20 protein-coding genes and 1 tRNA gene are annotated in these 25,818 nt (G+C 40.2%); 6 read left to right on the forward strand and 15 right to left on the reverse strand.

The features are described 5' to 3' along the window. Position 1 precedes the first annotated feature (1 nt). The 4 genes from BV372_RS06105 to BV372_RS06120 all read right to left on the reverse strand — a co-directional run bounded on the left by BV372_RS06105 (position 2) and on the right by BV372_RS06120 (position 4,786). A complete protein-coding gene (locus tag BV372_RS06105) occupies positions 2-1,018 on the reverse strand; it encodes a hypothetical protein (protein ID WP_086684697.1) in 1,017 nt (338 codons plus the stop codon). Positions 1,019-2,231: 1,213 nt separating this feature from the next. Next, positions 2,232-3,407 (reverse strand): DNA double-strand break repair nuclease NurA, encoded by a 1,176-nt coding sequence (locus BV372_RS06110; protein WP_086684700.1) that lies wholly within the window; start codon positions 3,405-3,407, stop codon positions 2,232-2,234. Between the two features lie 343 nt (positions 3,408-3,750). Continuing rightward, the gene (locus tag BV372_RS06115) at positions 3,751-4,536 is read right to left on the reverse strand and encodes an HAD family hydrolase (protein WP_086684703.1); all 786 of its coding nucleotides are present in this window, start codon (positions 4,534-4,536) and stop codon (positions 3,751-3,753) included. Positions 4,537-4,603: 67 nt separating this feature from the next. Next, on the reverse strand, positions 4,604-4,786 hold the full coding sequence (locus tag BV372_RS06120) for a hypothetical protein (RefSeq protein WP_086684706.1): 183 nt from the start codon (positions 4,784-4,786) through the stop codon (positions 4,604-4,606). Positions 4,787-5,360: 574 nt separating this feature from the next. Between BV372_RS06120 and BV372_RS06125 the strand changes: the two genes are divergently transcribed. Further along, on the forward strand, positions 5,361-5,864 hold the full coding sequence (locus BV372_RS06125) for a hypothetical protein (protein ID WP_086684709.1): 504 nt from the start codon (positions 5,361-5,363) through the stop codon (positions 5,862-5,864). Between the two features lie 382 nt (positions 5,865-6,246). On the opposite strand, the gene BV372_RS06130 is transcribed toward BV372_RS06125, so the two are convergent. Next, a complete protein-coding gene (locus BV372_RS06130; protein WP_086684712.1) occupies positions 6,247-7,020 on the reverse strand; it encodes a hypothetical protein in 774 nt (257 codons plus the stop codon). 97 nt (positions 7,021-7,117) lie between these two features. After that, positions 7,118-7,492: a hypothetical protein gene (locus BV372_RS06135; protein ID WP_086684792.1), complete on the reverse strand. Its 375-nt coding sequence runs from the start codon at positions 7,490-7,492 to the stop codon at positions 7,118-7,120. A gap of 173 nt (positions 7,493-7,665) precedes the next feature. Between BV372_RS06135 and BV372_RS06140 the strand changes: the two genes are divergently transcribed. Beyond that, positions 7,666-8,331, forward strand: a complete 666-nt coding sequence (locus BV372_RS06140; RefSeq protein ID WP_086684715.1) for a class I SAM-dependent methyltransferase — start codon at positions 7,666-7,668, stop codon at positions 8,329-8,331. A gap of 164 nt (positions 8,332-8,495) precedes the next feature. Here the strand turns inward: BV372_RS06140 and BV372_RS06145 are convergent, their stop codons facing one another. The 6 genes from BV372_RS06145 to BV372_RS06170 form a co-directional block, all read right to left on the reverse strand. After that, positions 8,496-10,196 carry a fasciclin domain-containing protein gene (locus BV372_RS06145; protein WP_086684717.1) on the reverse strand — a complete coding sequence of 567 codons (1,701 nt, stop codon included), beginning with the start codon at positions 10,194-10,196 and terminating at the stop codon, positions 8,496-8,498. Between the two features lie 1,278 nt (positions 10,197-11,474). Then, positions 11,475-13,343, reverse strand: coding sequence for a M14 family metallopeptidase (locus tag BV372_RS06150; protein WP_218776687.1), 1,869 nt, complete (start codon positions 13,341-13,343; stop codon positions 11,475-11,477). Positions 13,344-13,404: 61 nt separating this feature from the next. Beyond that, on the reverse strand, positions 13,405-13,707 hold the full coding sequence (locus BV372_RS06155) for a hypothetical protein (protein ID WP_086684723.1): 303 nt from the start codon (positions 13,705-13,707) through the stop codon (positions 13,405-13,407). Between the two features lie 129 nt (positions 13,708-13,836). Further along, a complete protein-coding gene (locus tag BV372_RS06160; RefSeq protein ID WP_086684726.1) occupies positions 13,837-14,718 on the reverse strand; it encodes a phosphodiester glycosidase family protein in 882 nt (293 codons plus the stop codon). 117 nt (positions 14,719-14,835) lie between these two features. Further along, the gene (locus BV372_RS06165) at positions 14,836-15,108 is read right to left on the reverse strand and encodes a hypothetical protein (RefSeq protein WP_086684729.1); all 273 of its coding nucleotides are present in this window, start codon (positions 15,106-15,108) and stop codon (positions 14,836-14,838) included. Positions 15,109-15,767: 659 nt separating this feature from the next. Continuing rightward, positions 15,768-16,847: an ATP-dependent 6-phosphofructokinase gene (locus BV372_RS06170; RefSeq protein ID WP_086684732.1), complete on the reverse strand. Its 1,080-nt coding sequence runs from the start codon at positions 16,845-16,847 to the stop codon at positions 15,768-15,770. A 925-nt stretch (positions 16,848-17,772) separates the two neighbouring features. On the opposite strand from BV372_RS06170, the gene psb34 reads away from it, so the two are divergent. Next, positions 17,773-17,943 carry a photosystem II assembly protein Psb34 gene (psb34, locus tag BV372_RS35035; protein ID WP_143841989.1) on the forward strand — a complete coding sequence of 57 codons (171 nt, stop codon included), beginning with the start codon at positions 17,773-17,775 and terminating at the stop codon, positions 17,941-17,943. Between the two features lie 184 nt (positions 17,944-18,127). Here psb34 and BV372_RS06175 read toward each other — a convergent pair whose 3' ends face one another. Next, positions 18,128-19,066, reverse strand: coding sequence for a DMT family transporter (locus BV372_RS06175; RefSeq protein ID WP_086684735.1), 939 nt, complete (start codon positions 19,064-19,066; stop codon positions 18,128-18,130). Positions 19,067-19,287: 221 nt separating this feature from the next. Here BV372_RS06175 and BV372_RS06180 point away from each other — a divergent pair, with 221 nt between their 5' ends. From BV372_RS06180 to BV372_RS06190, 3 genes are all read left to right on the forward strand, one after another. Then, positions 19,288-19,635, forward strand: a complete 348-nt coding sequence (locus BV372_RS06180) for a hypothetical protein (protein ID WP_086684738.1) — start codon at positions 19,288-19,290, stop codon at positions 19,633-19,635. Positions 19,636-20,146: 511 nt separating this feature from the next. After that, entirely contained in the window at positions 20,147-22,375 is a 2,229-nt protein-coding gene (locus BV372_RS06185; protein ID WP_179197991.1) for a GUN4 domain-containing protein, read from the forward strand. A gap of 254 nt (positions 22,376-22,629) precedes the next feature. Further along, entirely contained in the window at positions 22,630-23,307 is a 678-nt protein-coding gene (locus BV372_RS06190; RefSeq protein WP_086684741.1) for a sugar transferase, read from the forward strand. Between the two features lie 91 nt (positions 23,308-23,398). On the opposite strand, the gene BV372_RS06195 is transcribed toward BV372_RS06190, so the two are convergent. Then, entirely contained in the window at positions 23,399-25,291 is a 1,893-nt protein-coding gene (locus BV372_RS06195; RefSeq protein WP_086684745.1) for an alpha-amylase family glycosyl hydrolase, read from the reverse strand. 400 nt (positions 25,292-25,691) lie between these two features. Then, positions 25,692-25,765: transfer RNA gene (locus BV372_RS06200), tRNA-Val, on the reverse strand. Positions 25,766-25,818: the final 53 nt, after the last annotated feature.

Consider the following 25,818-nt stretch of genomic DNA (forward strand, 5'->3'; position numbering starts at 1 on the left):
TCTATTGTTGTTGTGGTAGAACAATTACCCCAGGCGGCTGTGTTTGTGGCTGTGGTTGTGTCTGCGGTTGTGGCTGTGGTTCCTCTCTTCTTCGTGGAGTTACAACATTGCGATCGTCTTCAAATCTCCGCAGCGGGTCATCGGAGTTAGTGGTGATACAGTTAGTTGAAAGTGTACTGGCTCCACTGCGAGAATTGAGATTACACAAACCTTCAACCCACACTCTTTGCGTTTCTAATCCTGCTAAAGTTTCCTTTCTGACTTTATTGAGAACTACCTGTACATTGGCAGATTCTTGAGATACTAATGCTTGTTGTCCTGGCCCTAAGCCAGCAGCCAGTTGGCTTGTTTGGTAAAACTTTTGTAAGTCAAAGTTTTGTACTGGACTGATTACCCCGTTGCTGATTGTGACTGTTTGACCAGCTTTTAAAATTTGGAATTGAGTACCATCCAAATTTGATATTTTAACTGGCAGATTGGTTAAATTAAAAGCTTGGGTAATATTAGTTGCGCTGTTATGAGTTACAGCTACAGCACCACTTGTGGCTGTTGGGGGTAATATATCTGAACCTGGAGGCGGTGCTGCTGCAATTACGTCAATGCGGCTTTGAGGAGTTTCGATTGTAGTTCCCGTACTACCAGATGGAGTGAGGATTAAGGCAGTACCATTTCTCAGTTCAAAAATAGTTTCTGCTTTGTAAACGCCACCAGGCAATTGAAAGCGACGTATTCCTGGCTTAAACCGAAAAGTAGCACTAGAACCAATCCTAGCTAGAGAACCTTCATTAAATAATAATTCAGCGCGCGATCGCGATTTTGTCTGAAGTGCATCTAGGGGAACCAACACATCTGCTTTTTTGGCAGTGCGCGGTGGTTTATCTTTCAGCAGCAATTGCACTTGATTTAACAGCTTGTAAACTTCTGCACGGGTAAGTAAATCTTGCTGCGCCAATGCTGGAGTTATCCAAGATGCTGTGAGAATAATCCCCACAATTATATTTTGAGCTAATGACCGCATCTACCACTCCATCACAACTTTAAATAAAAATCCTAAATATAATTAGAACATTTGTTCTTACTTTGATCTACAAACAGCGCTCGCCTTTTTCCAGATAACTGTTGTTACGTTTGGTAAATTCCTTAATTGTAGAGGTAGTTTCAAGTTTTCTCGATCAAAGAAAGCCTGATTTTCCTGTTGATATATAGGAATCCGGTTTTTTTTGAAAAAATAATCTACTTTTCTACCTGCCTTGTTTCTTGTTGTCTGTTTCCTTTCTCTATCTTTTGGTGTACCTTTGTTTAAGAAAATGTTGCAACTTCTGAGTGCCAATATTCAAATAAGTAAAGTTTAGTTTCAAGTTAATCCATCGTTATTTAAGAGTGCTATTTTAATAATATGAAGCTAATAAAGCTTCCCTGGCAGATACAACAGCCAAGTAGGTTAAGTCCCAGTTAGTTAAGAGGTAAAAACGCTGTTACATCATCTGTCTCGTCAACTAACAACAACACCCAACTCGAAAGCTGATATTTCCTCAATTTGATAAAGAGGGGGTAATACAACTAAAACTTAATTACATTGCGAGGATGTAATTAGTCAGTGTAGCCCCGTGTGTCAAGATAAAACAGAGGAAATCACTAGGCAAGTCGTAGCTTGGGTGTTGTTGTTTTTGGGTAAGAATTCAGCACCCAGGAGTCAGAAGTCAGAATTTAGAGGTAATCTAGCAGATTAGTAAATTGATTCATCAAATATTTCTCCTCATTCTTTAATCCTTCTGGCTCCTGAATTCTAACTCCTGAATTCTTACGTTTTTGGTATTCTTTATATTTAGCTCATCAATAATAGAAGTAGCTGCTCAATCTGCTAATAATTTTTAGCAGTTTTTTTGTCTATGTATTAGAAATTAGACAAGATGTAAAGTAATTGTTGCAGTTTATGAGTCTCACTCAATATTCACGTCAACTTGATATTCTTATCCTGACTGATTTTCGCCCTCTTTACAAAAAATTGAGATGCTCTCCATTGAATTTGGGTATTTAAGATAAGAAGTATTACGCAACCTAGCTTGAATGAGATGTTATGCAGTACAAATCAAAATTTTGTATTTGAAAAATTCAACTCAATCAAACTAGCAATCCATCCAAGCCACTACTAGCTGAGTTTGTATTAATTTAATCAGCAATTATGTGAAAAGCCGTAAATTTTTTAGTAATAAATATTGAGATGCGAGTAATTATGCGATACTTCCTCGCTTTCTAGCTTCTTTGTAAGAAGTGCTGACATTTTTCAAGCCTGCTCTAATCATTTGCTTTTCTAAGAGAGCAAAAAAGCGTGCTTTATCGCCACCGCGTACCACAGCCTGATTATGCGCTTCTGCGATTGCTACTGGGTAACCATATCCTTTTTGTACCTGTGCCAGCATCAATCCTAAGGCTTGGTCAAACATAGTTGTATTTTCTGCTACCCATTGCGGGACTTCTATCCGAGCAATTTCGGTGCCTACATGGATGTAACAAAAATAGATTGTTTGGTCTTCATACAAATCTAAAATCCGGGCATTACTTCGCCACAAGGGGCCGCGCTGTCCTGGCTTGAGTTCAGTTGCCCAAAGCGAAGTATCGCGCAAAGGTTCAAAGATTTTACAAGGTATCTTTTCTAGCTGATTAGGGCAATAACTTATACAGTCTGGTACTGGATGGGGACAAGCTAACAAGCGTAAAAAGTTCATGCCTTCAACGTTGCGAGAAGCGCTAAGATAGCCCATCAAAGGGATTTGAGCATTGCGCATCTGCTGCCAAGCTTCCAATATGGGTGGTAAGATGCGATCGCGGGCATCAATGGGCAACTGTTCCAAAAACCAGTAAATTAAGGAACCATCAACCATTGCTAAAGTTGGCGCTTCTGTTTTCACAGCGCAAGCCAATTCTGCTAACACTGTGGCTTCACTAGCTGTGCGGCGATAACCCATCCATTCCTCGGTTCTAATTCCCCACTGCCGAGACATATATAAATCTTCTGGACGGTAAAATACCTCTGGCAAACTATCTAATAATGGGTGGAGGTTTTGTCCGTAGTGCAAAACAACTCTGCCAATATTTAGCAGATAGCAGTAAGCAATTTCGTGATGGTTAGGTGCAATTTGGGAACCATCAGTAGCAATCACAGTATGAATTTTCGGGGGAATTGGAATATCAATGCAGGTTTGGAGTGGTTCAATCGGGGTAGCATTAGCAAAGAGAATGCGATCGCGCCATTTTTCCTGACGATCAATTAAATCTTTTTGAAATTCGTAAGCTCTTTTGAGATGTTGTTGCGCTAATTCTAAACGCTGGCGGCTTGCAGCAGCTTCTAAGGTAAGATGCTGGCTTAAACCTTGCATTTGCCGCGCTAGTTTTGTGAGGTCAAGCATAGGATTTTAGATTTAATCTTAAGCGAAAATTGCAAATTTGGGTTATTTAGTCTTTGGATTTTGAGAAATTATCTTAAAAACTTAACGGATAAAAAACTAGAATAGCATCCCAAAGGATGAACTAGCTTTGCAATTAAGTATCTATCCCTTTATAGTAAATAATTGTTCTCTTTGTCTTTAAGAAATCAGCATCTTTATTATTGGCATTATACTAATAATAGTATATAAAAACCCTTGCTATACAAGGGTTAAATGTAATCGTGTATCATTTTTAAGTTTAGGCAAACTGACCCAAATAGTAAGCTTTATCCTAAGGAAGCTGTTGACTATTCAAAATAGCTTTTTAATACCAAGCAGAGAAATCTTGCGCAAACTGAGAAAGTGTTAATAGCTGAATTTGCTGGTCATTTTGGGCAGTTTCCAGATCGTGTTGGGTATTATAGCCCCAGTCTCCCAAGAAGAGTTTTACATCTGTAAGGTCTGGTTGTTGTTGAACTAACTGCAATGTTTTGAGCCTATCTTCTACAAACCAGAGACTAACTGGTTTTTGATCTGCTGTCTGGATTAATTCTCGCAGAATTTCGTATTTAGGACGCTTTTCTTCTTTCCCAAAAATCGCTTTTGCTGGTAAATCTACTCCTTCTTGCTGTAAGAGTTGCTGAACGAAACGCCCTTCTTTAGTGGTAACGATGTACAAATTGACAGTACTGGCAACAGTTACTTTGATTTTGTCTATTACACCAGGATAAAATCTATGCAGACTTAGCCACCCATCTAAATCTGTAGCAATCCATTGATCTCGCAAATTATCTAGTTTTGCAGCAATTTCTCGTGCTTGTAGCTTTTGGTCTAATAAGATTTGTGGAGCAATAGTTACCCATTCATGAAGAATCTTTTCGTCAGAAATTCCGTCTACCAAAGCTTTGATTAATACAGGCATTTCCCAACCTGTTTCAATCACAGGTCGCAACCGATAAAATCTCGAAGCTAAATTATTGGCTGGTGTATTGTTAGCAGGCGACCAAAGTTGACAATAGGTGCGCCATGCTACCTCAAAATATTCAATTAATCCATCGCAAATCACTCCATCAAAGTCTAGGGCTAAAATTGTGGGACTACTTGCGGTCATGTTTTTGAGGATGAAAACTGCTTTAGGCTAGCTTATCCGATCCTACAAATATTTTTCTGTATCCGCGCTAGTTTACAGATTCATCTGAGAAGTCTAAAGCTTCTTGCTCAACATCCTTTGAACGGAGAATGTCTAGCGCATCTTGGTCTGCCATTTCAATGATTGCTACTATATATTGCCGTACCTGTTCAGCAACATCAGGCTGCCACTGACGCAATTTTGTGTCTAAGGTTTCCACTAAAGCGTCCATTGATACCTCTACCATTAATGATTGTGGTGTCTAGTACCATGTTAGATTATCTGTGCTAGAGGTTGCTGGAAAAGTATTCTGCTCAATATCAAATCCTCCAAAATGGAAACTCCCAAACCCTTTGGCTGCATGGAAAAAGAGGTATTTACAGTTTTCTCTAAGCAAAAAAATAGAGGGTTTGAAATAAGTATAGGGGTATAGTTTATAACTTATAAATCTCTTTTTTAGTTATACGGACTGTTGTTTAGTTTACTTAACTAACATCAGTTTTTTCCGATGAAGAGTAAATCTAATGTGTCTAGGAAGAGATAATAACGCCAACACAAATTATCCGGACAATAATAAAATAATTACAGACAGAGAAAGAAAGTTATATAAGTTACTAAAGTATATACGGAGGATGCTGGAAATTACATAGATGAAGGCTAGGGATAAAGCTTGAACATGAGAAGGGTGTTAATGGGCTGTCTTTATATCATTGGCAGCATATTACAGCATTCTTAATCATTAATTGTCATATTTATTTGCATAGATTATAAATCGGGAATGCAGATTTAAATTCAAAAATGAGAATATGCGATCGCAACATGAACCTGAGGTTTTCTCTGCTGTAATTAACGATTATCTGAGCAAGGGAGAATATCTCATCGAAACGTCCAGTAAGATTTTTTCTCCTACTGGTATGGGGGAAATAATTTCCTGGGACAAGATTAGTTTTGCAAAACTCTCAGCCTGTAGATCGTTTTTTGACGGTTCCTACAAAGTCCACAAGGAGACTTACGACGATTGGGTATTGAGTAACAATCAATCTTGCTTATTAACTCCATTAATCGCAAATCCTCAAGTCACACTAATTTCTCAAGCGACGTGTGACCAACTTTTTGATGAACAGAATCAGAGGTGGTCAGTTTTTCATTGGTTGACTCGACCAGGATTTTCTCAAGATTTTTCCCAAGCATTGATTCAGATAACTGCCCATTGTCCAGCCGGTCCACCTCAGTATGGCAGCATACTCTATCTCGAAAGAACTAGTAAGCAATGGGAAGTTAAGTCATCTTATGGTCTGTACAATCAATAAACTTGCCCTGAATCATAACCAATACGTACCTAAAAATACAACTTTTGCGTACAGTTTCTCCCAGAATTTACATAATTATAGTCAGATATACAGGCAGTGGAGGGTGAGGTACATCTGCACTTTCACGGTTGGTCATAGCTAAAATAAAAGCGCCAGTGAATACGGTGTAAAAGCTGGCGCTGGTGTTATCGGTATTTGTGAAGCATCATCTTACGCAAAGCGTTGATGATGCGCTAGGATGTCAGCCCCCCTAGGGGTTTGACCCCTAATGAGTGCTTATACTAGTGGTTCATCGCAAAAGTTATGACGAGTTGCGGGAGGTCAGATCCCCGACTTCTTGAAGAAGTCGGGGATCTGACCCCTCGCGAATGACAAATTACGACTATGCTGTTTTAAAAAATCGGATAATTTCGCGGACATGATCGAGAAATTGCCCATCAGTAGAAAGTTGCGCGATCGCATTTCTGGCTTCCCGCGATAAACGTTCATGTTCGGTTTGATTTGTAGCGCGTAATTCTTCTAAATTAGCGACAATTCTTGCTAAGTCACGGCGTGTTTCTTCGCTAAACCGTTGTTGAGTTGCAACAATTGAGTAGGGTTGTTCTGTATCGAGTTGTTCTTCTAAACGCTGCACTTTTTGTTCTAATACAGAAAAGCGATCGCGCAGTTCCACAATATCTTCACGAGGATATTTCCATTCTTGGCGAATCATCGTTAACCGCGCGTACAAATATTCGTAAGCACGGATGGCTGGACGGAGGATAGTTAATAATAAAGCTGCACCGGAACTAATGTAGCCTACAGTACTAATCCCGGTAGCCGCGAGTGTATATAAACCAACGGCTGAAAATAAATGCAAGGCTAAGGCAACCCAGAGCGATCGCTTTGCCAAAAGTCTGACATACTTTAATTGTTTTTCATCTACTGGAATGTGTTTTTCTATCGACTGCGCTGCTTCTGCTAAAACTTCTTTAGCCTGAAAATGCACATTCCAGGGTACGGTAACAATTACCAACAGCCACCAAAAACTCGCACCACCAATTACCCAATCAAGGAAGCTACCAGCGGGAATGTGCAACCATTGCAGTAAACCAAAAGCCGTCAGCACTAGAACCACAATTCCAATAATGGAACTAATGAAAAAGTTAATATACATCTTCCCTTGCCCCCCAGCGAAACTATTACCTCGATGATGGCTATACCTGGTCAGTTACACGGATATTATGTGATGGTTTTTATAGTTGCACATATAGCTAGAGGATCAGATAGCTATGCCAAATTGGTTCGGTATTTTTTCCCACCCTTTCTGGGAGCAGCAATCGCCAAGTTTTCCCTTCTTGCTGTATTTGTAAATAAACTTCAAACGGTTGTTGCAGTTGCGTCAAGCGTCTTTTTGGCAACTTAATTATTAAGTCATAGTTTCCCCGCACCCGAAAAGCTGGCAAACTTTCGATTGTGAGAGGTTTTTGTTCGGTAATTGATAACTTTTTAATATCAAAGCCTTGGAAGTCTAGATCTAGCTTTTGGCTAAGTTGTTGCTGAGTTTGTTCTAGTTGCAGTGCGATCGCTTTTTGCACTAACTGGCTAGTTGGTAGCAGCCCAATACTACCACAAGCTGTCAATAGCATTAATACAATTGCCGTCAAAACTAGTGCAGCTTGGCGAAGATAACTATTTACTTGAAAAGGATTAAACAGATTGTAAAATAAACTCTCTTTCCTTCTGCCTTCTAGCATCTTATTTTTTGCATACTACACTCCAGCGATAGTATAGCGGTTGATGACTCGCATTCTCTATCACCATGTCAAAACGAACTATTGGTCTTGACGAACAACTCTACAGTTATCTTTTATCAGTTTCGCTGCGGGAGTCAGAAATTCTCCAGAAGTTGCGCCAAGAAACGGCTACGCATCCTCAGGGTACAATGCAAATTTCCCCCGAACAAGGGCAGTTTATGAGACTGTTAATCCAGCTAATTGGAGCCAAGAAAACCCTGGAAGTTGGAGTATTTACAGGTTATAGCTCACTCTCTGTCGCCTTGGCGCTGCCTGCTGATGGTAAGATTATCGCTTGTGATGTAAGTGAAGAGTTTACTGCGATCGCTCGACGTTATTGGCAACAAGCAGGAGTTGCCGACAAAATCGACCTGCGATTAGCACCTGCCTTGGAAACTTTAGATGAGTTGTTGGCAAAAGGACAAGCCGAGACCTTTGATTTTGCTTTTATCGATGCAGATAAAGAAAATTATGACGGTTATTACGAACGTTCTTTGCAATTGATCCGTCCGGGGGGATTGATTGCGATCGATAATGTTTTATGGTCTGGACGAATTGCTGACCCCCAAATTCAAGATGAAAGTACCCAAGCTATTCGTGCTCTCAATCAGAAGTTACGTGACGACGAACGGGTAACGCTTTCCTTGATTCCCATTGGTGATGGACTGACTTTAGCACTTAAACGGCATTAGTCCGTTTCATTCCAATTTTCAACTAAAATCGTATCCTTCCGTAATAAAGAGTTTAGTCCTGATTTTGAGGGCTAAACTCCTTACTACAAACTTCCTAAATATGACTCTATTTGACGCCAAAGATAATGGGTAATAGATTTGACTTATTACCCATTAATCAACAATTAGAAGTTATAACCAACTCCTAATGTTAGACCTACGCTAGTTTCATCAAAAAAGGCTGCATTAACAGCACCTGTAGCTGTAAAGCGAGAACCTAAAGGAATGTCTACACCACCAGTTGCCATAACAGCAATATCGGTGTCCCCAGAAGTATCAATAGCTACACCAGCACCAATGAAAGGAGATATCGAGAAAGTTTGTCCAGATACAGGAGCTGCTTGTGAGGCAAAATCTAAAGTCACAGGCACTAGAACTATTGTCTCATCTCCAAAAACTGCCGATGGACGCACTGATATATTACGTGTTAGACCAAGTTTGCTGATTACTGAGATGTTACCTACACTCAGAGCGTTAGCACCAGTTAAACCAATGTTACCAGCAACCCCTATATAGCTAGGGCCACCAAGGGTCCTTCTACCTGGTGAAACTTGACCAGTAGTAGTTCCTCCTTGATTAGTACCCGGTTGTTGACCAGTGAGGTTAGGTGGAATCAGGACTTCATTAATTGGATAGATAACGCCATTGCTAGCTTGGACATTCGTTTGAAGAACTCTTGCATTGTTGACAGCAATTTGATTACTAGCGCTATCAACTTTAATATTTACAGGTGAGTCTTCAATAGTCTTTAATTCCCCAGTTGACAGTTGACTAGCGGTTATTTGACCGGGAACCACATGATATCGCAAAAGCTTAATCAATGTTTCTCGATTCTCTGGTTGCTGTAACTGCTGGAGAGTGCCAGGAGGTAATGCCGCAAATGCTTGATCGGTAGGAGCAAAAACAGTATAAGGGCCTGCTTGTTGTAAAGTTTCTGTTAAACCTGCTGCTTTTAATAAAGAAGTCAAGGTTGTAAAAGAAGGACTAGATGCAGCCAAGGAAACGATATCTGTACCGCCAGTAGTGCCAGGTTGAGTACCACCTGCAACAATATAACTAGCGGCAGGAAGATTGCTAGCAATGGGTTGTACCTGTCCTTGTCTCACCAAAGCTTGATACAAAAGTGCTGCTGCTTCAGCACGTGTCAGAGTCCTTTGCGGATTGAGTTGTCTAACTTCTGGATAGTTAACAACAATATTGGCTTGTGTTGCAGCTGCCACATTATTCACTGCATAATTTGGGATTGCTGAGGCATCTGTGTAGTAAGTGTTTAAAACGTTAGATGCATCGCTACTAGTCAAACCCAAACCACTGGATAAAGCAACGATCGCCTGTACTTTAGGAATTTGTTCATTGGGCAAAAACCGATTTCCTGGATAGCCTGACATAAATCCAGTTTCGTATGCTACTCGAATTGCATCCGCTGCCCAATAGTTAGCTGGAACATCTGAAAATCCACCAGAAGCTAATTGCCGAACTGTGTTCTGGTTGAAAGCTTTTTGAATCATTGCAGCAAACTGCGCACGAGTCACAGGTTGATCCGGCTTAAAGGTACCATCCGGAAACCCTGCAATCACGTTTCTTTGGGCTAACGCTGTAATGAATGGACTTGCCCAGTAATTTGAACCAACATCAGACAAGTTAGATGTTGTGCCAGGTGTTGTTGTACCTGGTGTTGTTGTGTCTGGTGTTGTTGTGCCTGGTGCTGGAGTAGTATCTTGAGCCGAAGCAGGAATAGAAATTACAATAGGAGTTAATGTGGCAGCTAGTACTCCTAAAGCTAGCAAACTGCTCTTTACAAATGAGCCGCGAAACCAACTAAACATGAAAATATCCTCCGAAAACAAGTAGAGTCGTTTCTCAATTCATTGATTAATTATTGGAAAGTGCTCTATGCAAGGTTAAGTAGGCACAGATATTGAGATGATGACTAGGTTTGCCTTTTGGACAAAACTACGAATGCGAAGTGTTAAATCCTTAAAGTCTAAAAATCTCCCAATACATCCACCTGCCCTTGCATTTCATACCTTCTTGTCAGTTGTTTGCCCCAGAGAGCAACCCTAAGTGTGTGATGAGAGTTAAGCTTTTCAAGAATCACAGATAACACTCAGCATCAAAAAGCTACTAAAGGTATCTGAGATTTTTCAACAATCAAGAAAATCTTAGTATAAAGTCATGACTTTATCAGTTTTAGTAATGTGGTCTTATACCCAAAAATTTGGTATTTATTAGCCGTCTTACCTTCTTGAACAAGCCTAATCACATCAATCTTGAGTTGCATGAGTCTAGTATTAAGAGCCGAGAATGTGCATTATCCACATAGTTAATATTTTTAATCTGACATCTGAATTCAACAACTAGCTAGAGGCTAAATTTTTAGAGAGTTTTTTCCCTCTTTAGATAGTTGACAACAAAGGTAAATCTTTGAGCATGGCAGCGAATAGACAAGCTTAGACCAGAAATTGGCGATCGCACTTCCAAAGTTAAACCATGATTAATGTCTAGTATCGCTTAGCAAAATTCACTCATTCAAAATTCAAACTTGAAAATCCTGATTTTATAAGCTTTTAAGCTTTGTTAGCTTGGTATATTTCTTTTTTGTCTGCTATCCTAATAAGTTTATAGATATATAAACTAGATTATAAAATAGATTTTTCCACTTAGGTGTTTTCTTGGTAATTCTCTAGAGAAAAGAATTTTAGATTTACAACTTCATCCTTATGTAATTGCAATTCTGACAAGCTGGCATCCTGCTGAAGATTGATAAACACTACCACATCAATCTCATTTAGGGCTACAAATACAGCACAAGGTATTTCAGCACAAAAAAGAGAGTGCCTTTTTTGACAACAAAATTTTTGAAAATATTTTTATCTCATATTAAAAGTAGTGGCTGAGTGTTCGCAGAGGATGCGATCGCACTCCTAAACCCTACCCTCTACTTCTTCCAAGGTAGCTTTGTCCCCATCTCGGTCAATGCCGAAAACACTAGATATATGACAAGCAGACCAGCAGTGATCAGAAAAAGCACAACGTCATTATTCATTATCTGTATATGTGCATTTCTTACCAACTGTACCAATTTTTGGGATCGCTAACAATTATCAAGCTAATTTCACCTCAGTGCGCACAACTCCCGCACGTTCATGACGAGCTAATAGTTTAACTGTGCTACCTAGGGGTCCACGTACCACCCATTCTACCTTTGCCCGGTCTTGAGTAGGGTCGCTCTGCCTCCTAGTAGGATGTGAAGGTTGATAGGCGCGTCCCTCTAATTGTCCCAAGTCTTCACGGGTTTTCCCTGTTTCCAAAGTTGCACTATCAGGTAATTCAATTTCACAGATACAGCCTCTTACCAGCTTTTTCTCCAAGGCTTTTTGGGTAACGTAGCTAGGTAGCCAGCCTGTATTATGCACTACCAGGCGCACTCGATACAGATCATTACCTAAGTTGCAGACACTGGTTTCATAAATCTCTAAACGAGGGGAGATTAATAAATGCCAAACTAACCAATCTGGAAAGCGGGCTATTTCCTTCTCTAAAAACTCTGGGGGTGGATTACCCCACGCATACATAGTATTCCATCCACCTAATTCTACCTGACCAAGTTGGGGATGCTCGAAGGCATACCAGTCAACATATCCCTTACCTGAGAGTTGTTCATCGTTCCAGCGCAACAGCTTCAGTTCATCTTCTAATGGGTGTTCTCGATACCATTCGATGTATTTATAATCTTTAATTCCGGCTTGGCTTTGCGGACTCCAAACTTCTACTGTCCAAGTAAATACTCCCCGCTCGTCATAACCCCAATCATCGAAAGTACCAGAGATAAAATCTTTGGGATCGTAGCGAAAGTCATGAAAAGCAGAAATAGCTGGGTATTCAGTAATTTCAGTACCTTTTTTACCGATGTATTCATAAGTGCGGAGGTCTTTGACAGGGAATTCCTCATCGCTGTGGTAGCTATAAGGACGGATGAGTACACCGCTAAAAGTGTGAAAAGATACAGCCCCAGTAATGTTAGGATGAGTAGTTATAAATTGGACAAGCGATCGCACTTCTGTTTCTGATGTTGGATAAGGGCCAGCCCCTGGCTGCTGAAATTCTTGTCGCCACATAACCGGAAAATTGCGGTTCAAGTCTAACCCCTGTTGGGTCGGCTGGATATTAATCTGCACTCCATCGTAATTTTCAATATGTCCTTCTGGTAACAGTCGATAATATTGACCACCAATTTCTGTTGGTTCACGACGTACCAATAAACGCGGTTCTGTGGGGCAGATTTTCCAAGCACCATTGGCATCGGGGATGCGCATGAGTAAAATCCGACCATCGCCATCTATATCTTCCATGACTAAACCATCGTTGCTTTCCCTACCTTCAGGATAGGGACGGGTAGCAGAACGAATAAATTTAGGTTTGTCAGCCAAGGCCCACTCCGCACCATCAGGGTTAACACGCGGGCAAATATAGAAGGTGCGAGTGTCTAAACAACGAGTAATATCTGAATGAGTGCCGTAGCCTGTAACTAATGTTTGCAGCAGGTACAGGCAGACAATCGACGGTGCTAATTCTACGGCGTGGATATTGCCATCAACCCAGAGAGCAGGTTTTTCTTGGTCTGATCCGGTAGCGAAATTAGTAACAGTCAGAAGCCAGATGTCACGACCTTCATAACTCTTGCCGATGCTTTCTATGCGTATCAGATGAGGAAATTCCTCAGCATAACTATGCAAGATGCTTGTCAGGTCTTCGTAACGGTAGTATTTATTAAACCGAACATCTGGCATAACAGCCCTCTCATGCGCCAGGTGAACATTCTCTACAATACCATTAGCCGGGCGATGCCTGCGGCGGGCTGCGCCAACGCTCTTAGTGCTGCTACTCGACAATAGACTCCTTGCATAAGTCAATTTTTTTGATATTGAACCACAGATAAACACAGATAAATATCGGTGTTTATCTGTGTTCATCTGTGGTTTTTTTATTCTTATTTTAATGTTGACAAAAATCCGGCTAATGAATAGCAGAATATCATTGGTGACATTCTGGTAAATTTTTACCTGCATAATTGCAATCGAAATAAATTAGAGCTTCCCTACTAGAGGTAAAATTTTTAGTTGTCTTATATGCGTTACTTTCTTGAATAACCTCCCTTAGCCAAATTTTCAAATAGTAATTACTGTTATCATCGCTAGACCATAATTCATAACGGTAATCACCGCCTGTCCCCTCGCTATTTAAGTAGTCGGCTAGTGCTGTATTTGATATTGATAGACAGCTAAATACAGCCATAACAGGAATGACAGCTACTTTTAGTATTTGATTTAATTTCATAAATACTCAAGAAATTTACTTTCTCTAGCTTCATTCACAGGTGGATATTTTAAAATCAGTAATAATGTTGAATATTATGTGAGGATATTGCAAGGACGGGAAGAAATGTTATTTTTTCCTATCTAGTCTCTAATTTTCCTGTACCAATAAAACTGATTTCACCTGTCGCTTGATTGGTTTTCTCAGAAGATTTAGCTTGCCGTAAAAGGTCTTGCCGTTGTAATAAAGTGAAGAAGAACTTCCTCCATCCAGATTCATCGCTTTTTTTGCACCAAGGGTTTTCATGAAATCTGCCAATTCTGGTAAGGACATCCCAGATTTAGCAAGACGGGCGTTTGGCTTTTGAGCTACCATTACTAAAACAATGCTCCCATCATCAGTAATCCCGACAGCGCTTCTAGAATTGGGTTGATTGCTGCCAATTGCATCTTTTCCATTGGCTTTATCTACAAAGGCTTCTTGTTCTGAGGTGAGTTCTGGTAACAGGCCTGGCCCACCGCCTACAGCATCGAGTAACTGACACCCTGCTAATGGTGACTCACTATGCAGGGCAATATCATAGGTGATAGTTTCACCGCATTGATAGCGGCGGAATTCTGTACGATTGAAAATTTTACTGAGGTAAGGTTTTAAGTTGGGATTGTTCACCAGCCGTTCATTATCTTTGGGATCGGCGACTACACGACCGGAAAGAACTACATGAGATGTAGATTTTTGATTAACTGGGTCAAAAAAGCCTGCGTTTAAGATTGCTTTCGCTTGATGTTTCTGGGCAAATTCTTCTACAGTAGCCACTTTAGGTGATAGTGCAAGTGTTACCAAAAATCGGCTATCAGTGGGAATTGACAGGATATGAACTATGCTTTGTGGTAGAGTTCGCTGCTCGTAGCGGATGGTTTTTGGTGGTGAAGGTGCAACCGTTGGTACTACTGATATAGATGAATGTAACTTAAATAATAGCGGCATCCCGAAGCTCACTAGTGTCAAACCCATCAGCCAGATTTTTCTCACTTGTATACCCCAATCCTTGAGCTAGATGAATATTACGATCGCAAACGAGCAAAGTCTTGATCCGAGTACATCTTAATATGGCGATCGCACCCCGATAGCAATCTTTCTAGGATTCAACTAAGAGGCTTTCGGTTGATACCACAGAATCAGCTGCAACTTTGAGCAGTAGTTACCCCCCTCACTGATTTCTGGCTCATGGTCAGCTATCCAATCATAAATTTGTGCAGCTTTTGCCAATGCTACCTTTTCTGAACGATAAAGCTTAGGGCTAGGGCAGAAGGCTTTGCCGTTGATGTGTATGGCTGCTATGTGCCAATAGTCGCTACTTTCACCCTCCGGTACAACTTCTAGAAATCCGTCACTGTACGGTTCGATTATTCCTATGTTCATCAGCAAATCAATCGCACTCTAAAAATATCTATCGTACAGTTGCAATTGATCGGTTGCCATCGTACTGCTTGGGTAAGAAGTAAATCAGTTTTATAGATGAAGCAAAGCCTAGGGAAACTTAACGCACGCTATTTTAAGTAATTCTCCAGATATAGTTCGCTCTGGCTAATTTTGTTCACTTTTGACAAAAGCTTACTTAATAAAATAGTCTTTTTAGCAGATGTTTGTGCTGGAAAATGGTCATATATTTATAGCATACAGTTCAGAGCTATTACTACACTAATAAAAGGAGCATTATTATATGCTTACCACCATGATTTTTTTTGCTAGTTACGCTGCTATTTCTACATTCTTTATCTCGACTGTTGAATAACAAAACACAAACTCCAAATATAGGGATTAGATTTGATAGTTGAAATACAAGTAGGGTGGGCATTGCCCACCCGATGGGGGTTTTGGTAAACTAGGCTATCCCTGTTAAAGTAGTTGCAAGATCCCAAAAATCGAAAAGTCAGGTTTTTGGCTCAAATGACTTTTTGCGATCGCCATTTTTTTAACGGAATAAATTTCAAATTTATGACAGGGATAGGTGGGCATTGCTCTACACTTGAAGCTGCAAATTTACGCAATTATTTCATAAATCAAACCAGATTTCCTTGTTAATCGCCTAAATAAATACCCAAACCCCGCGCAGTTTTCACTAAAGTATCTTCTGGATTGACAGCTCTATATTGAGCGATCGCCTCAGCAATTGGTACAGTCAGAACTTGGCGATTTTGCCAGGTTGTCATATAGTCATATTTTTCTTCATCTATGAGATTTACTGCTGCTACACCAAAGGCAGCTGCTACTAGTCGATCTAGTGGTGAAGCGGTTCCACCACGTTGGATATGTCCTAAGACTGTGACTCTGGTTTCTGCACCAATGCGATCGCTAAGTTGATCGGCTAAATATTGCCCAATCCCACCATATCGAGATTCACCAAAACGATTCGTCATGGTGACAGATTCACCCTCTTGAGTCCGAACTGCCTCAGAAACAATAATTAAACAATAGTTTTTGCCTTGCTCTTGGCGCTGTTTAATTTGGTAGCAAATGTGCTCCATATTGTAGAGAATTTCTGGAATTAAAATCACATCTGCACCCCCAGCAATTCCCGCAGCCAGAGCAATGTGTCCTGCATCACGACCCATCACTTCTAAAATCATGACTCGACTGTGAGATGCTGCGGTAAAATGCAACCTATCGAGTGCTTCTGTGGCAATATTCACTGCTGTATCAAAACCGATGGCATGTTCGGTAATGCCAATATCATTATCAATTGTTTTGGGTATCCCCACTAAATTGATACCGCCTTGTTGTGCCAAGCGGCGGAGAATAGCCAAGCTACCATCGCCACCAATCCCAATCAAAGCATCTAAACCTAGTTGATGATAGCCTGCAATAATTTCCTCTGAGCGATCGCATACACTACCATCAGGCATCGGAAAAGCAAAAGGATCGCCCTTGTTGGTGGTTCCTAACATTGTCCCACCAGAAGTTAACAACGGGTCAACTTGGTCAATTTCTAGTTTGGTGAATTGTGGTGGACGCGCCATTAATCCTACAGTTGCTTGACGAATTCCCAGTACTTCCCAACCTTTTCCACAAGCACAATGGACAACAGCTCTGATCACTGCATTCAAACCAGAGCAATCTCCTCCACTTGTAAGAATGCCTATCCGCTTACCTTTTCCCATCTATGGCTCCTATTTGATTTTTGAGAAAAACTACGTACACATTTACCTCCCTTGTTTCCCTTCTTTTCCTGTGGTCTGTTTCTACTTTGTACGTTCACGAATCAAATAGGATAGTGAAATATATTTATCAACAGATTACAGTGATTTTTAGGTGAATTAACTACATCTTTTTTTATCTCATGTATGGGTGCAAAAATATCAAGAATAATGCAAGATTATGTTCTAAATAAATGAAAACTACTGTAAACTTAGGTAAAGAAAATAGCCGAAAAGTTTAGGGTAATTTTATATAAATTGGGAAGCTATAAGCTTTATCTGGCAAAGCTTTGAGATTAATAAAGACTTTAGCTAAGAAAGAAAACTTAATATTAATAGTGAGTGCAATTATCATACTTAAGAGCGATCGCAGTTAGAGCGAATTTAGTGATATCATGTCCGGCAAATTACTTGTGATCTGTCATTGCGAGTGCAACGCAGTAAAACATTCGTCCTACAGCCCACTGGGCATCCTACGGCAGGCGTTCCCGCAGGGTAGCAACAGTTCAATTTTTCAGCTAAATCTCGTTACTTCATCCTGTTTCTGGCTCTCAGGAAAGCATAATTCGCTGCAAAAGCTTTAGGATACTGCACAATTAGCCGCGATCGCTCTTTCTCTCCCAATACCGTTCGGTTAAGAAATTTATTTATAGGGGCAAGCAGGGAGAGCAGAGGTAGAGGAAAGTGCTGGGGGAGAGAAGAACCATTGAAAAGTAACTCTTTTTTCTCCCCAGCCTCAAGAGCTTATCCGAACCATATTGGTTTCTCTCCCATCTGTTATAAGCACATCTTATAAATACCATCAATCTTTTGATGTCAAGTCCTGTTGACACTTTGTAACAATCTTGTTAAATTTAGTTACATAAGTTAACAAATAAAAAAACGCGCTATGTACACAACCGTTAATGAAGAAGGCATTTTAAATAACTACGCAACTGAACCCCAAATGTATTACGCTGAGTACCCTGCAATTTGGGAACAACGCAAATACGCTCTCCAAGGAGCATTCGCTACATTACTCGTTATTACTATAGGTTTGGTTGCCTTCAGCGTTAGCTAAGATTTTTTGACTTCGGTATCGGTATCTCTCATCGTCATTTGGTTTTCTCCCCCTCACCTCAGCCGCCAAGCTGAGGTTTTTTTTTGTTGGGTGCGATGAAATTCCCTTCCGAAGTTGTTTAGCAACGAAGCGGGAATTTATCAGATGTGAGTAATGACAAGGCTTCTAAATTTAGGGCTGTGAGTTACTTCAAATAAAACAATAATCCAATCCCCGCGATCGCTATGCCTACACCTGCGATCGCTCTGAGGCTCACCTTTTCACCCATTCCGATTGCGATGGGGATGACGAACAATGGGCTAGTCTGCAATAGTGTGGAGGCAATTCCCACAGATGTGAATTTAATTGCTGTTTGCTGCAACCAAATTCCTAAGAAGGTTCCACAAAAGGCAGCAAAGAAACTTGCTAAAATTACTCGCTTCGATTGCCAGTAGGGATAGGTAAATCTCATCTGCTTGGGAGCGGAAAACCATGCCCACACCAAAATCGTCAACACCGCTGCACTTAACCGCAACAAAGCAGCCCACAAAGGGGAAATACTCGCATTCGCAAATGCTGCACGGGATAGGATAGAGCCTGCGGTATTTGTGATTGCAGCTAACAAACCGAAGCCGATTCCTGGCCATAGGTGCGTTGAGTCAACCTCGCTTGTACCAGGAACTCGTTCTGTTACTACCCAAGCGACTCCCAAAATCGTTAGCAAAATTCCGCACCAAGCGCTGAGATTGAGCGTTTCTTGCAGAAAGATTGTAGCGGCGATCGCTGTCATTGGTGGGGAAAGAGTTCCCAAAAGTAAAACCCGTCGCGCCCCCAAGTAATTGATCGCAGCCAGGAAGGCTGTATCACCCCAACCAATACCTACAACACCGCTGAGAAAAAGTAAGCATACAGGCAAAACAGAAAGCTGCGGTGATAATTCGCCAGTCACCAAAATCGTCAGTAGCAAGAGAGCGATCGCAATTATCCCTTTAATCAAGTTCAGCTGTATTGGCGGAATACGTTGCCCTAGAAGACCATACACCACCGAAGCTACAGCCCACAAACAGGCAGCAGCTAAAGCCGCCACTTCACCTTTCCCATCCGTAAACGAGAGAATTAAAAAATTATTAAAAATAATCTGCATCCATGAAATAATGCTTGAAACTCTTTAATAATACACTACTGAATTTTCTCAAAATTAGCACTCAAAGGTTGCAAGTGCTAACTTGTAACTGAATTTTAATACTTATGATATAAGCCGAAATTCTACTTTTTGTGGATGCAAGTTACATAAAATTAGAGTCATAATTATTGCCATCAAAACTAAAACTTTCATATAATTGATTAACAAGTCGGAGGACTGGAATGAAATACACTTTTGACCTTGTAGGAGTATCTCCAGTTTTACAGTTCTTTAATCATCAACAGCAGAATCTTACAAAACCACAACATGAAGGTGTGGAATACTTAGGAACGCATATTTGTACATTAGATGCGTTCTTAGAATCTATAGAAACAGTTCCAGCGAAATGGGATTGGAACCTAGATCAAGTAGTAGACACCGTAATTCAATTTTGGTTAAATAACTCCGAAAGTATTAATTATTGGAAAAGACGTTTAACTGATGCAGGTAGAGATAATTTATTGGTAGCAAGAGTAGCAGATTTCACAGCTTTACAAGCTGAGTTTGAATCCCTCTTGGGGGAAAATTAACAAGAATAGTGAGCAGCAAAAATAGTCCTTTTGCATAAGTCGATGTTTTGGATATCAAACCACTGATAAACACCGATGCACACAGATAAATAGGGAGCATCCAACTTTTACAAAATCTAACAATTTTCCGTCATTGCGAGGAGGAACGACGAAGCAATCCCCGCCATTACGATTGCTAGCCTACGGGAAGCCGCTTCGCGTCTACGTTCCTCACAATGACATGTTAAATTTTATTCTTACCTCTTTAAACCTATCGGTATTAAAGGGTCATACCCACTATTCACCATGTATGCCGGAAGAAGTCGGGGATCTTGCTGCCCCGTAAAGGATTGGAAAAGCCCACCCCTACATGGTATGTAGGCAAATTTGACATCTTTGGAACTAACTCTACTGCCACTGCGTCTTGTTTGATCTGATACCATTATCATAATAGCTGCTCTATGTATGTCTTATCTACAGTCAGCAGCTAAGATGCTTACGAGTATTAGATTTTTCATTATAAATTTCTGAGATGTGTCCAGTTGGGGTTCGTACTAGTCACTCAACTCATGCCCTTGAAACCGGTGTAGCAAAACTATGGCTATTACTGGTGGGCGTGAATCAATATGAGGATGAACAAATACCTTGTTTGCATTACTCAGCATTGGACTGTCAAGGTTTAGGAGAAGCATTAAACGCCGCAACACAGGCTTTTCCGCAAAAGGAGGTGATGATTTACCACGATTTCGCCTCCCAACAGCCAAAGTTAGAAAATGTTCTTACTAGCCTCAGACAAATCGCCGCTGCTACTAAACCCATTGACACTGTTCTATTTTATTTTTCAGGACATGGGATGCTAGATCCATTGAGTCAGCAAGTGGTGCTGTGTCTTCAAGATACTCAAAAAGAAAAATTAATAGACACTGGTTTAAAGTTGCAGGAAGTTTTGCAACTTTTAGAGAGTTGTTCTGCCCAGCAGCAACTAGTTGTATTAGATGCTTGTCATAGCGGTGGGATGACGCTGTTAGGTGCTAGAGGAGAAACAGATGCCCAACTTAACCCTACACTAGAGTTGGTGGAAGTTCTGCGACAACGAGCCGTCCAGAGAAAAGGATTTTATGCGTTATTATCTTGCGATCGCGGACAGCAATCTTGGGAATTTCCCCAATTGGGACATGGCGTATTCACATACTATTTAATTCAAGGACTAAAAGGAGAAGCAGCTGACTCCCAAGGCGTGATCGAAGCTGATGGGCTTTACCGCTATGTTTATCACCAAACGCTGACATATATAGATAAAGCTAATCAACAGTTGCGAGTCATTAATCAACTCAAAAAAGGACGAGGGGACAATTCAATACATTCCGAATATCCCTCACAAACGCCTAAGCGTATTGTCGAAGGAGTAGGAGAAGTAATTTTGGGACTGAAATCCAAAAAAATAGAATCTACTCAACATCCGCGACAAGCATTGGTTGTAGAAGGACTTGCCAAGAGTAAAACTTCTTTAGCTTTGAGCAAAATACTTAGCACTGCTGGTAGTTTTGAAGTCAATTATTGGACTGTGCGCGGCAAAAATCCACAGTCAGATGTGCGTAAAGCCATCCAAAAGTGCTTGCTATCTCAATCTTTTACGGAATCAACCAATACCGCAGAAGCAGCCGCAACAGTATTGTTATATCTGCGAGGGCAAATTCAAGAGACAGAACAGGGAGAAGCGGTATTAGTTCTGTCTGATGATATTGTCATCCATCGCTCATGGTTGAGAAAACAGCTACGCCGATGCCGATCGCAACAAATTATCGTTTTAGATTGTCCGGTAGAACAAGGTGTCGGGAACGTATCGGTACGTGATTGGACCGAAGAACTCCAACTAGGATTAGACACAGGACAGTGTTTAATTACCGCTGCTGTACCACCTCACGAGAGTGAAAGATTTGCCACTATCCTTTTAGAAACTCTCAACCAAGGAACGCAGCGAACTGGACTCACCGCAGCAGGTTGGATTACACAATTGCAAATGCAATTGGCACAAACCGACATCAATTTCTATTTTTGGTTGTCTGGATCTCAAGGAATCATTGAAGTCTTACCAGGAAAAACCCTATTTGCTGGTGATAGTTTAAATGAACAGCCTGAAGATGCTAGCAGTCCTACTCTTGATGATTTGAGTTCTGAGGTAGGGATAGATTACACTCATCTGCGGGATTTACTCCAAGCCCAAAGATGGCTGGAGGCGGATCAAGAAACTACAACTCTCATGTTGAAGGTAGCCGGGCGAGAACAACAGCGCTACCTGGATCTCGACAGCCTTAAAAATTTTATTTGTAAAGATCTTTATACTATTAACCATCTTTGGGTAAGTTATAGTCATGGGCGCTTCGGTTTTAGCGTCCAGCACCGTATCTGGCAGAGTATGAAAGGTAATTCTGCTACTGACCCTGTATTAGCTTTGATGATTGGTAGCGCCAAAGTCGCTGCTTCAGAAACCTGTATTGATTTTGTCAATCGTGTTGGTTGGCGTCTGAAAGACTCTTGGGTTGATTATGACAATCTCATTTGGCAAGGAGAAGCCCCCATAGGACATTTACCTTATGTCGGTTTTATTGAACAGGCTTGGCGTGTCAAAGTTCTAGGTGTGTGGGAGTGGCATAGTGCGATCGCAACTGCTTCTTGGTGGGAATTGTGCGTGACTCTATTCTCGCGTCTTGAGACTTGTAAAATTGTGGATTCCATAGCAGATGATTTTAACCCTGATTGAGCCAGGAGGGTACAAGCGATCGTATCCATTTTGGAAATAAACGCAGATATATAAAGGAACTGTAAATTATCAATATAACCTCTGGAGATAAAGCATGAGCTAGATAAAAACTCTACTTTCGTTAACCAAGTTCCCGGAATTAGCTCAGAAAAAACTGTATCACCACACATACTGTTTTTTCTAGATAAAAAATCTGATTTTAACAAACACGCTTTAACTCTAAGTAATTTACCTTTGTTAATTGAGCCAGGATGATGCATCAAACACAATTACAGGGAATTTTTCAAGACATAACATTTAAATCTTGGGACTTAGAATATACCCCACATCCATCAGTACAGTCTAAATTTAAACGTTGTTTAGACATTTTAGGGAGTTTGGTCGGATTATTGATTGTAGCAATCTTGTTTGTGCCGATAGCGATCGCTATTAAAATCGATAGTCCAGGGCCAATTTTCTTTGCTCAAGAACGCTATGGGCTACAAGGACGCCCATTTCGTCTTTATAAATTCCGGTCAATGGTTAGTGATGCTGAACAATTAAAGTCTTTAGTCAATAACGAAGCGAATGGACTCATATTTAAAAACAAAAATGATTTCCGAATTACTAAAGTAGGTCGCTTTTTGAGACGCACCAGTTTGGATGAACTACCTCAATTTTGGAATGTTTTGCTTAATGATATGAGCTTAGTTGGAACCCGTCCGCCCACAGGTGATGAAGTTATTAAATATACAGATAAACATTGGCGACGTTTAAATGTCAAACCTGGTTTAACTGGCGAATGGCAAGTTAACGGACGTTCTCAAGTCACAAATTTTGAACAAATCGTTGACTTAGACTTGCAGTACCAGAGAAATTGGCATCCATTGTATGACTTATTTTTAATTGGGAAAACATTCTACGTCATCTTTGGCAAAATCGGAGCATTTTAAAAAATCTGTAGTGAAGTCTTTAGTCCTTGAGAACTAAAAGACCAAGATTCCCGACTTCTTTAAGAAGTCGGGAATCTTACTTTTTACTTACTTAACTAGCCCAAGTATCTCGCCATTTAACCGTACCTTTATCAGCTAAAATCCAGCGACGGCTAACGAGATTTTCCCGCAGAGGTGGTTGGTTTTCTCTCCAGAGAGCATATTTATAACATATCGCTTTTCCAGCGCTCTCATTAAAGGATATTTCCCCAAACCAAGTATTTTCATTTATATATTCTAAAGCGTAAGCTTTGCTAATATCCCAATCGCCTAACTCTGGACAATCACCTGTTACCACAACTGTATCGCCTGGTTGGGTTCTCAACCCATTTAACTGTGCCCTAACAATTGTTTTTCCCTTCACCCGTTCACCTAAATAACTAAGTACAATTAGTTCTTTCGGGTTGAGATTTAATCCTAATATTTTGCCATTTTTAACTTCTATTTGGCGCTGCGTTACTATACAGTTATATTCCCCATCTTCTAATTCTGTACTCTCTACATCAATAGTCGTTGCATCGCCTTTATTCATCGCTACTAAGCAACGATAATCGCGATAACTCCGCAGATAACAATAGACATTAGGCGTAATATATTTCTGTTTCTGACTTCCTAGAGAAACAGCAGGATTTAAACGCCGCAATTTAGATAATAATTGAATATCTTGGTAAAGCTGTGTATCTGTGTCCCATTTCTCCATTATCGGACGATTGTAAGGATCGTTTCCACCATGAGTATCATTGTGGAGATATTGCTCCGTCCCATAATAAATACAAGGAATCCCGCGACTAGTCATAATCAACGCCATTGCCAATCGTAGCAGTTGAGGATCGGGATTTAAGCTTTGAAATCGCGGCATATCATGATTATCAATAAAGGTAATCAATTCTGTTGCCGTGTTGTAAAGATAATCCAGATTTAAAATATCTTGAATTAAATGAAATCCCCCTGCTGCATTTTGAGCCAAAGCTTGGCGAATTCCCTCACAAAAACCAAAGTCTAAAATTGACATTCCAGACTCATTGGCAAATTTAACTGAACTGTTCTTTCTGGGATTGCTAAAACCCCATTCACCAAAAATAAATACAGAAGGCTTATGAGTTTGAATATCACTATTAAATTCTTGCCAAAACCAAATCGGCATATGCTTTACTGTATCAACCCGTAAAGCATCAACTCCTTTATCTAACCATTGCTTGATTGCACTTTTTATATAATTACGATAATCAGGATTGCTTTCGTTAAAAGTCGCTAATCCTGACATTTCATAATAAAGTAATTGATATTCATCTTCCCAATCCGTAATTTCAGGATTATGATGATACCAATGATTGACATCATTATAATAATCAGCAATTAAAACGCCATCTTCGTAAAGTTTTCCTTTTACACCATTCACATCCGGACTGCTATGATTGCAAACAATATCTAAAATTAGCTTCATACCTCGCTCATGTAAGCCAGAAATTAATTTATCTAATGTACTACTTTTAAATAAAGAATTTTCCTCGTTAGTACCAAGAAAACGTGGATTAATCCGTTTAAAATCTTTAGTCCAGTAACCATGCATTGCAGCATTATCAAATTGCAATGCTTCTACTTGCTCAAACAATGGAGAAATCCAAATAGCGGTGACACCCAAATTTTTGAGATAATCCAGTTTGTCAATAATTCCTTGTAAATCTCCACCCCAATATTTACCCCACTTTTGCTTAGTGGGGTCGTAAAGTTCAGGATGCGCACCTTCATTATTGCTGGGATCTCCATCATTAAAACGATCTACAATGATGAAGTAAATTGTTTCTTGGCGAAATTCAATTGCTCTGGTAAAAAGAAACTCAAAATCGGAAATAGTTTCTGATGCAACTGTTTCAGTATGAAAACCAGCAGCAGCCTTAGTAGCTTGAGCTTCAATATCAGAATGGGATGGAGAAATTTGCACCATAATTTTATTAAAAACGCTAACGATTTTGCGTTGTCTAGGTAGCTTAGGCTTAAGTAGTCAAAATTTATCTCACAAAAATTCTACATGGCTGTGAGTAGCTTAAGCTAGCTATGAGTATGCGATCGCACTTGTAAATCAAAGCTCTCAATCAATAAACAGTATTTGGGAGATTAAGTTGCTCTACTATTAAACTTGCTATTTTTTAAGCAACCCCATTTCTCTAAATAGCAGCTTCGATGTCTTTAGATAACCTAGAGATACTTAATTTAGTTTCTATAGCAACAATTCGTATCTAAAAAATTGCTATGTGACTGTCAATATGGACATTAATTTGTCAACGCGGACAAATAATTTTGCAATCGACACACCGACGACAAATAATTAGTCACTGTACATAAAATGGACGTAACTGGATTCGAACCAGTGACCTCTACGATGTCAACGTAGCGCTCTAACCAACTGAGCTATACGTCCTTAACCCACGGTTAACAACCATAGCATATCTATTTATGATAAGCAAGTATTTC

It is taken from the genome of Nostoc sp. T09 (assembly GCF_002154695.1).
Classification (GTDB): domain Bacteria; phylum Cyanobacteriota; class Cyanobacteriia; order Cyanobacteriales; family Nostocaceae; genus Aulosira.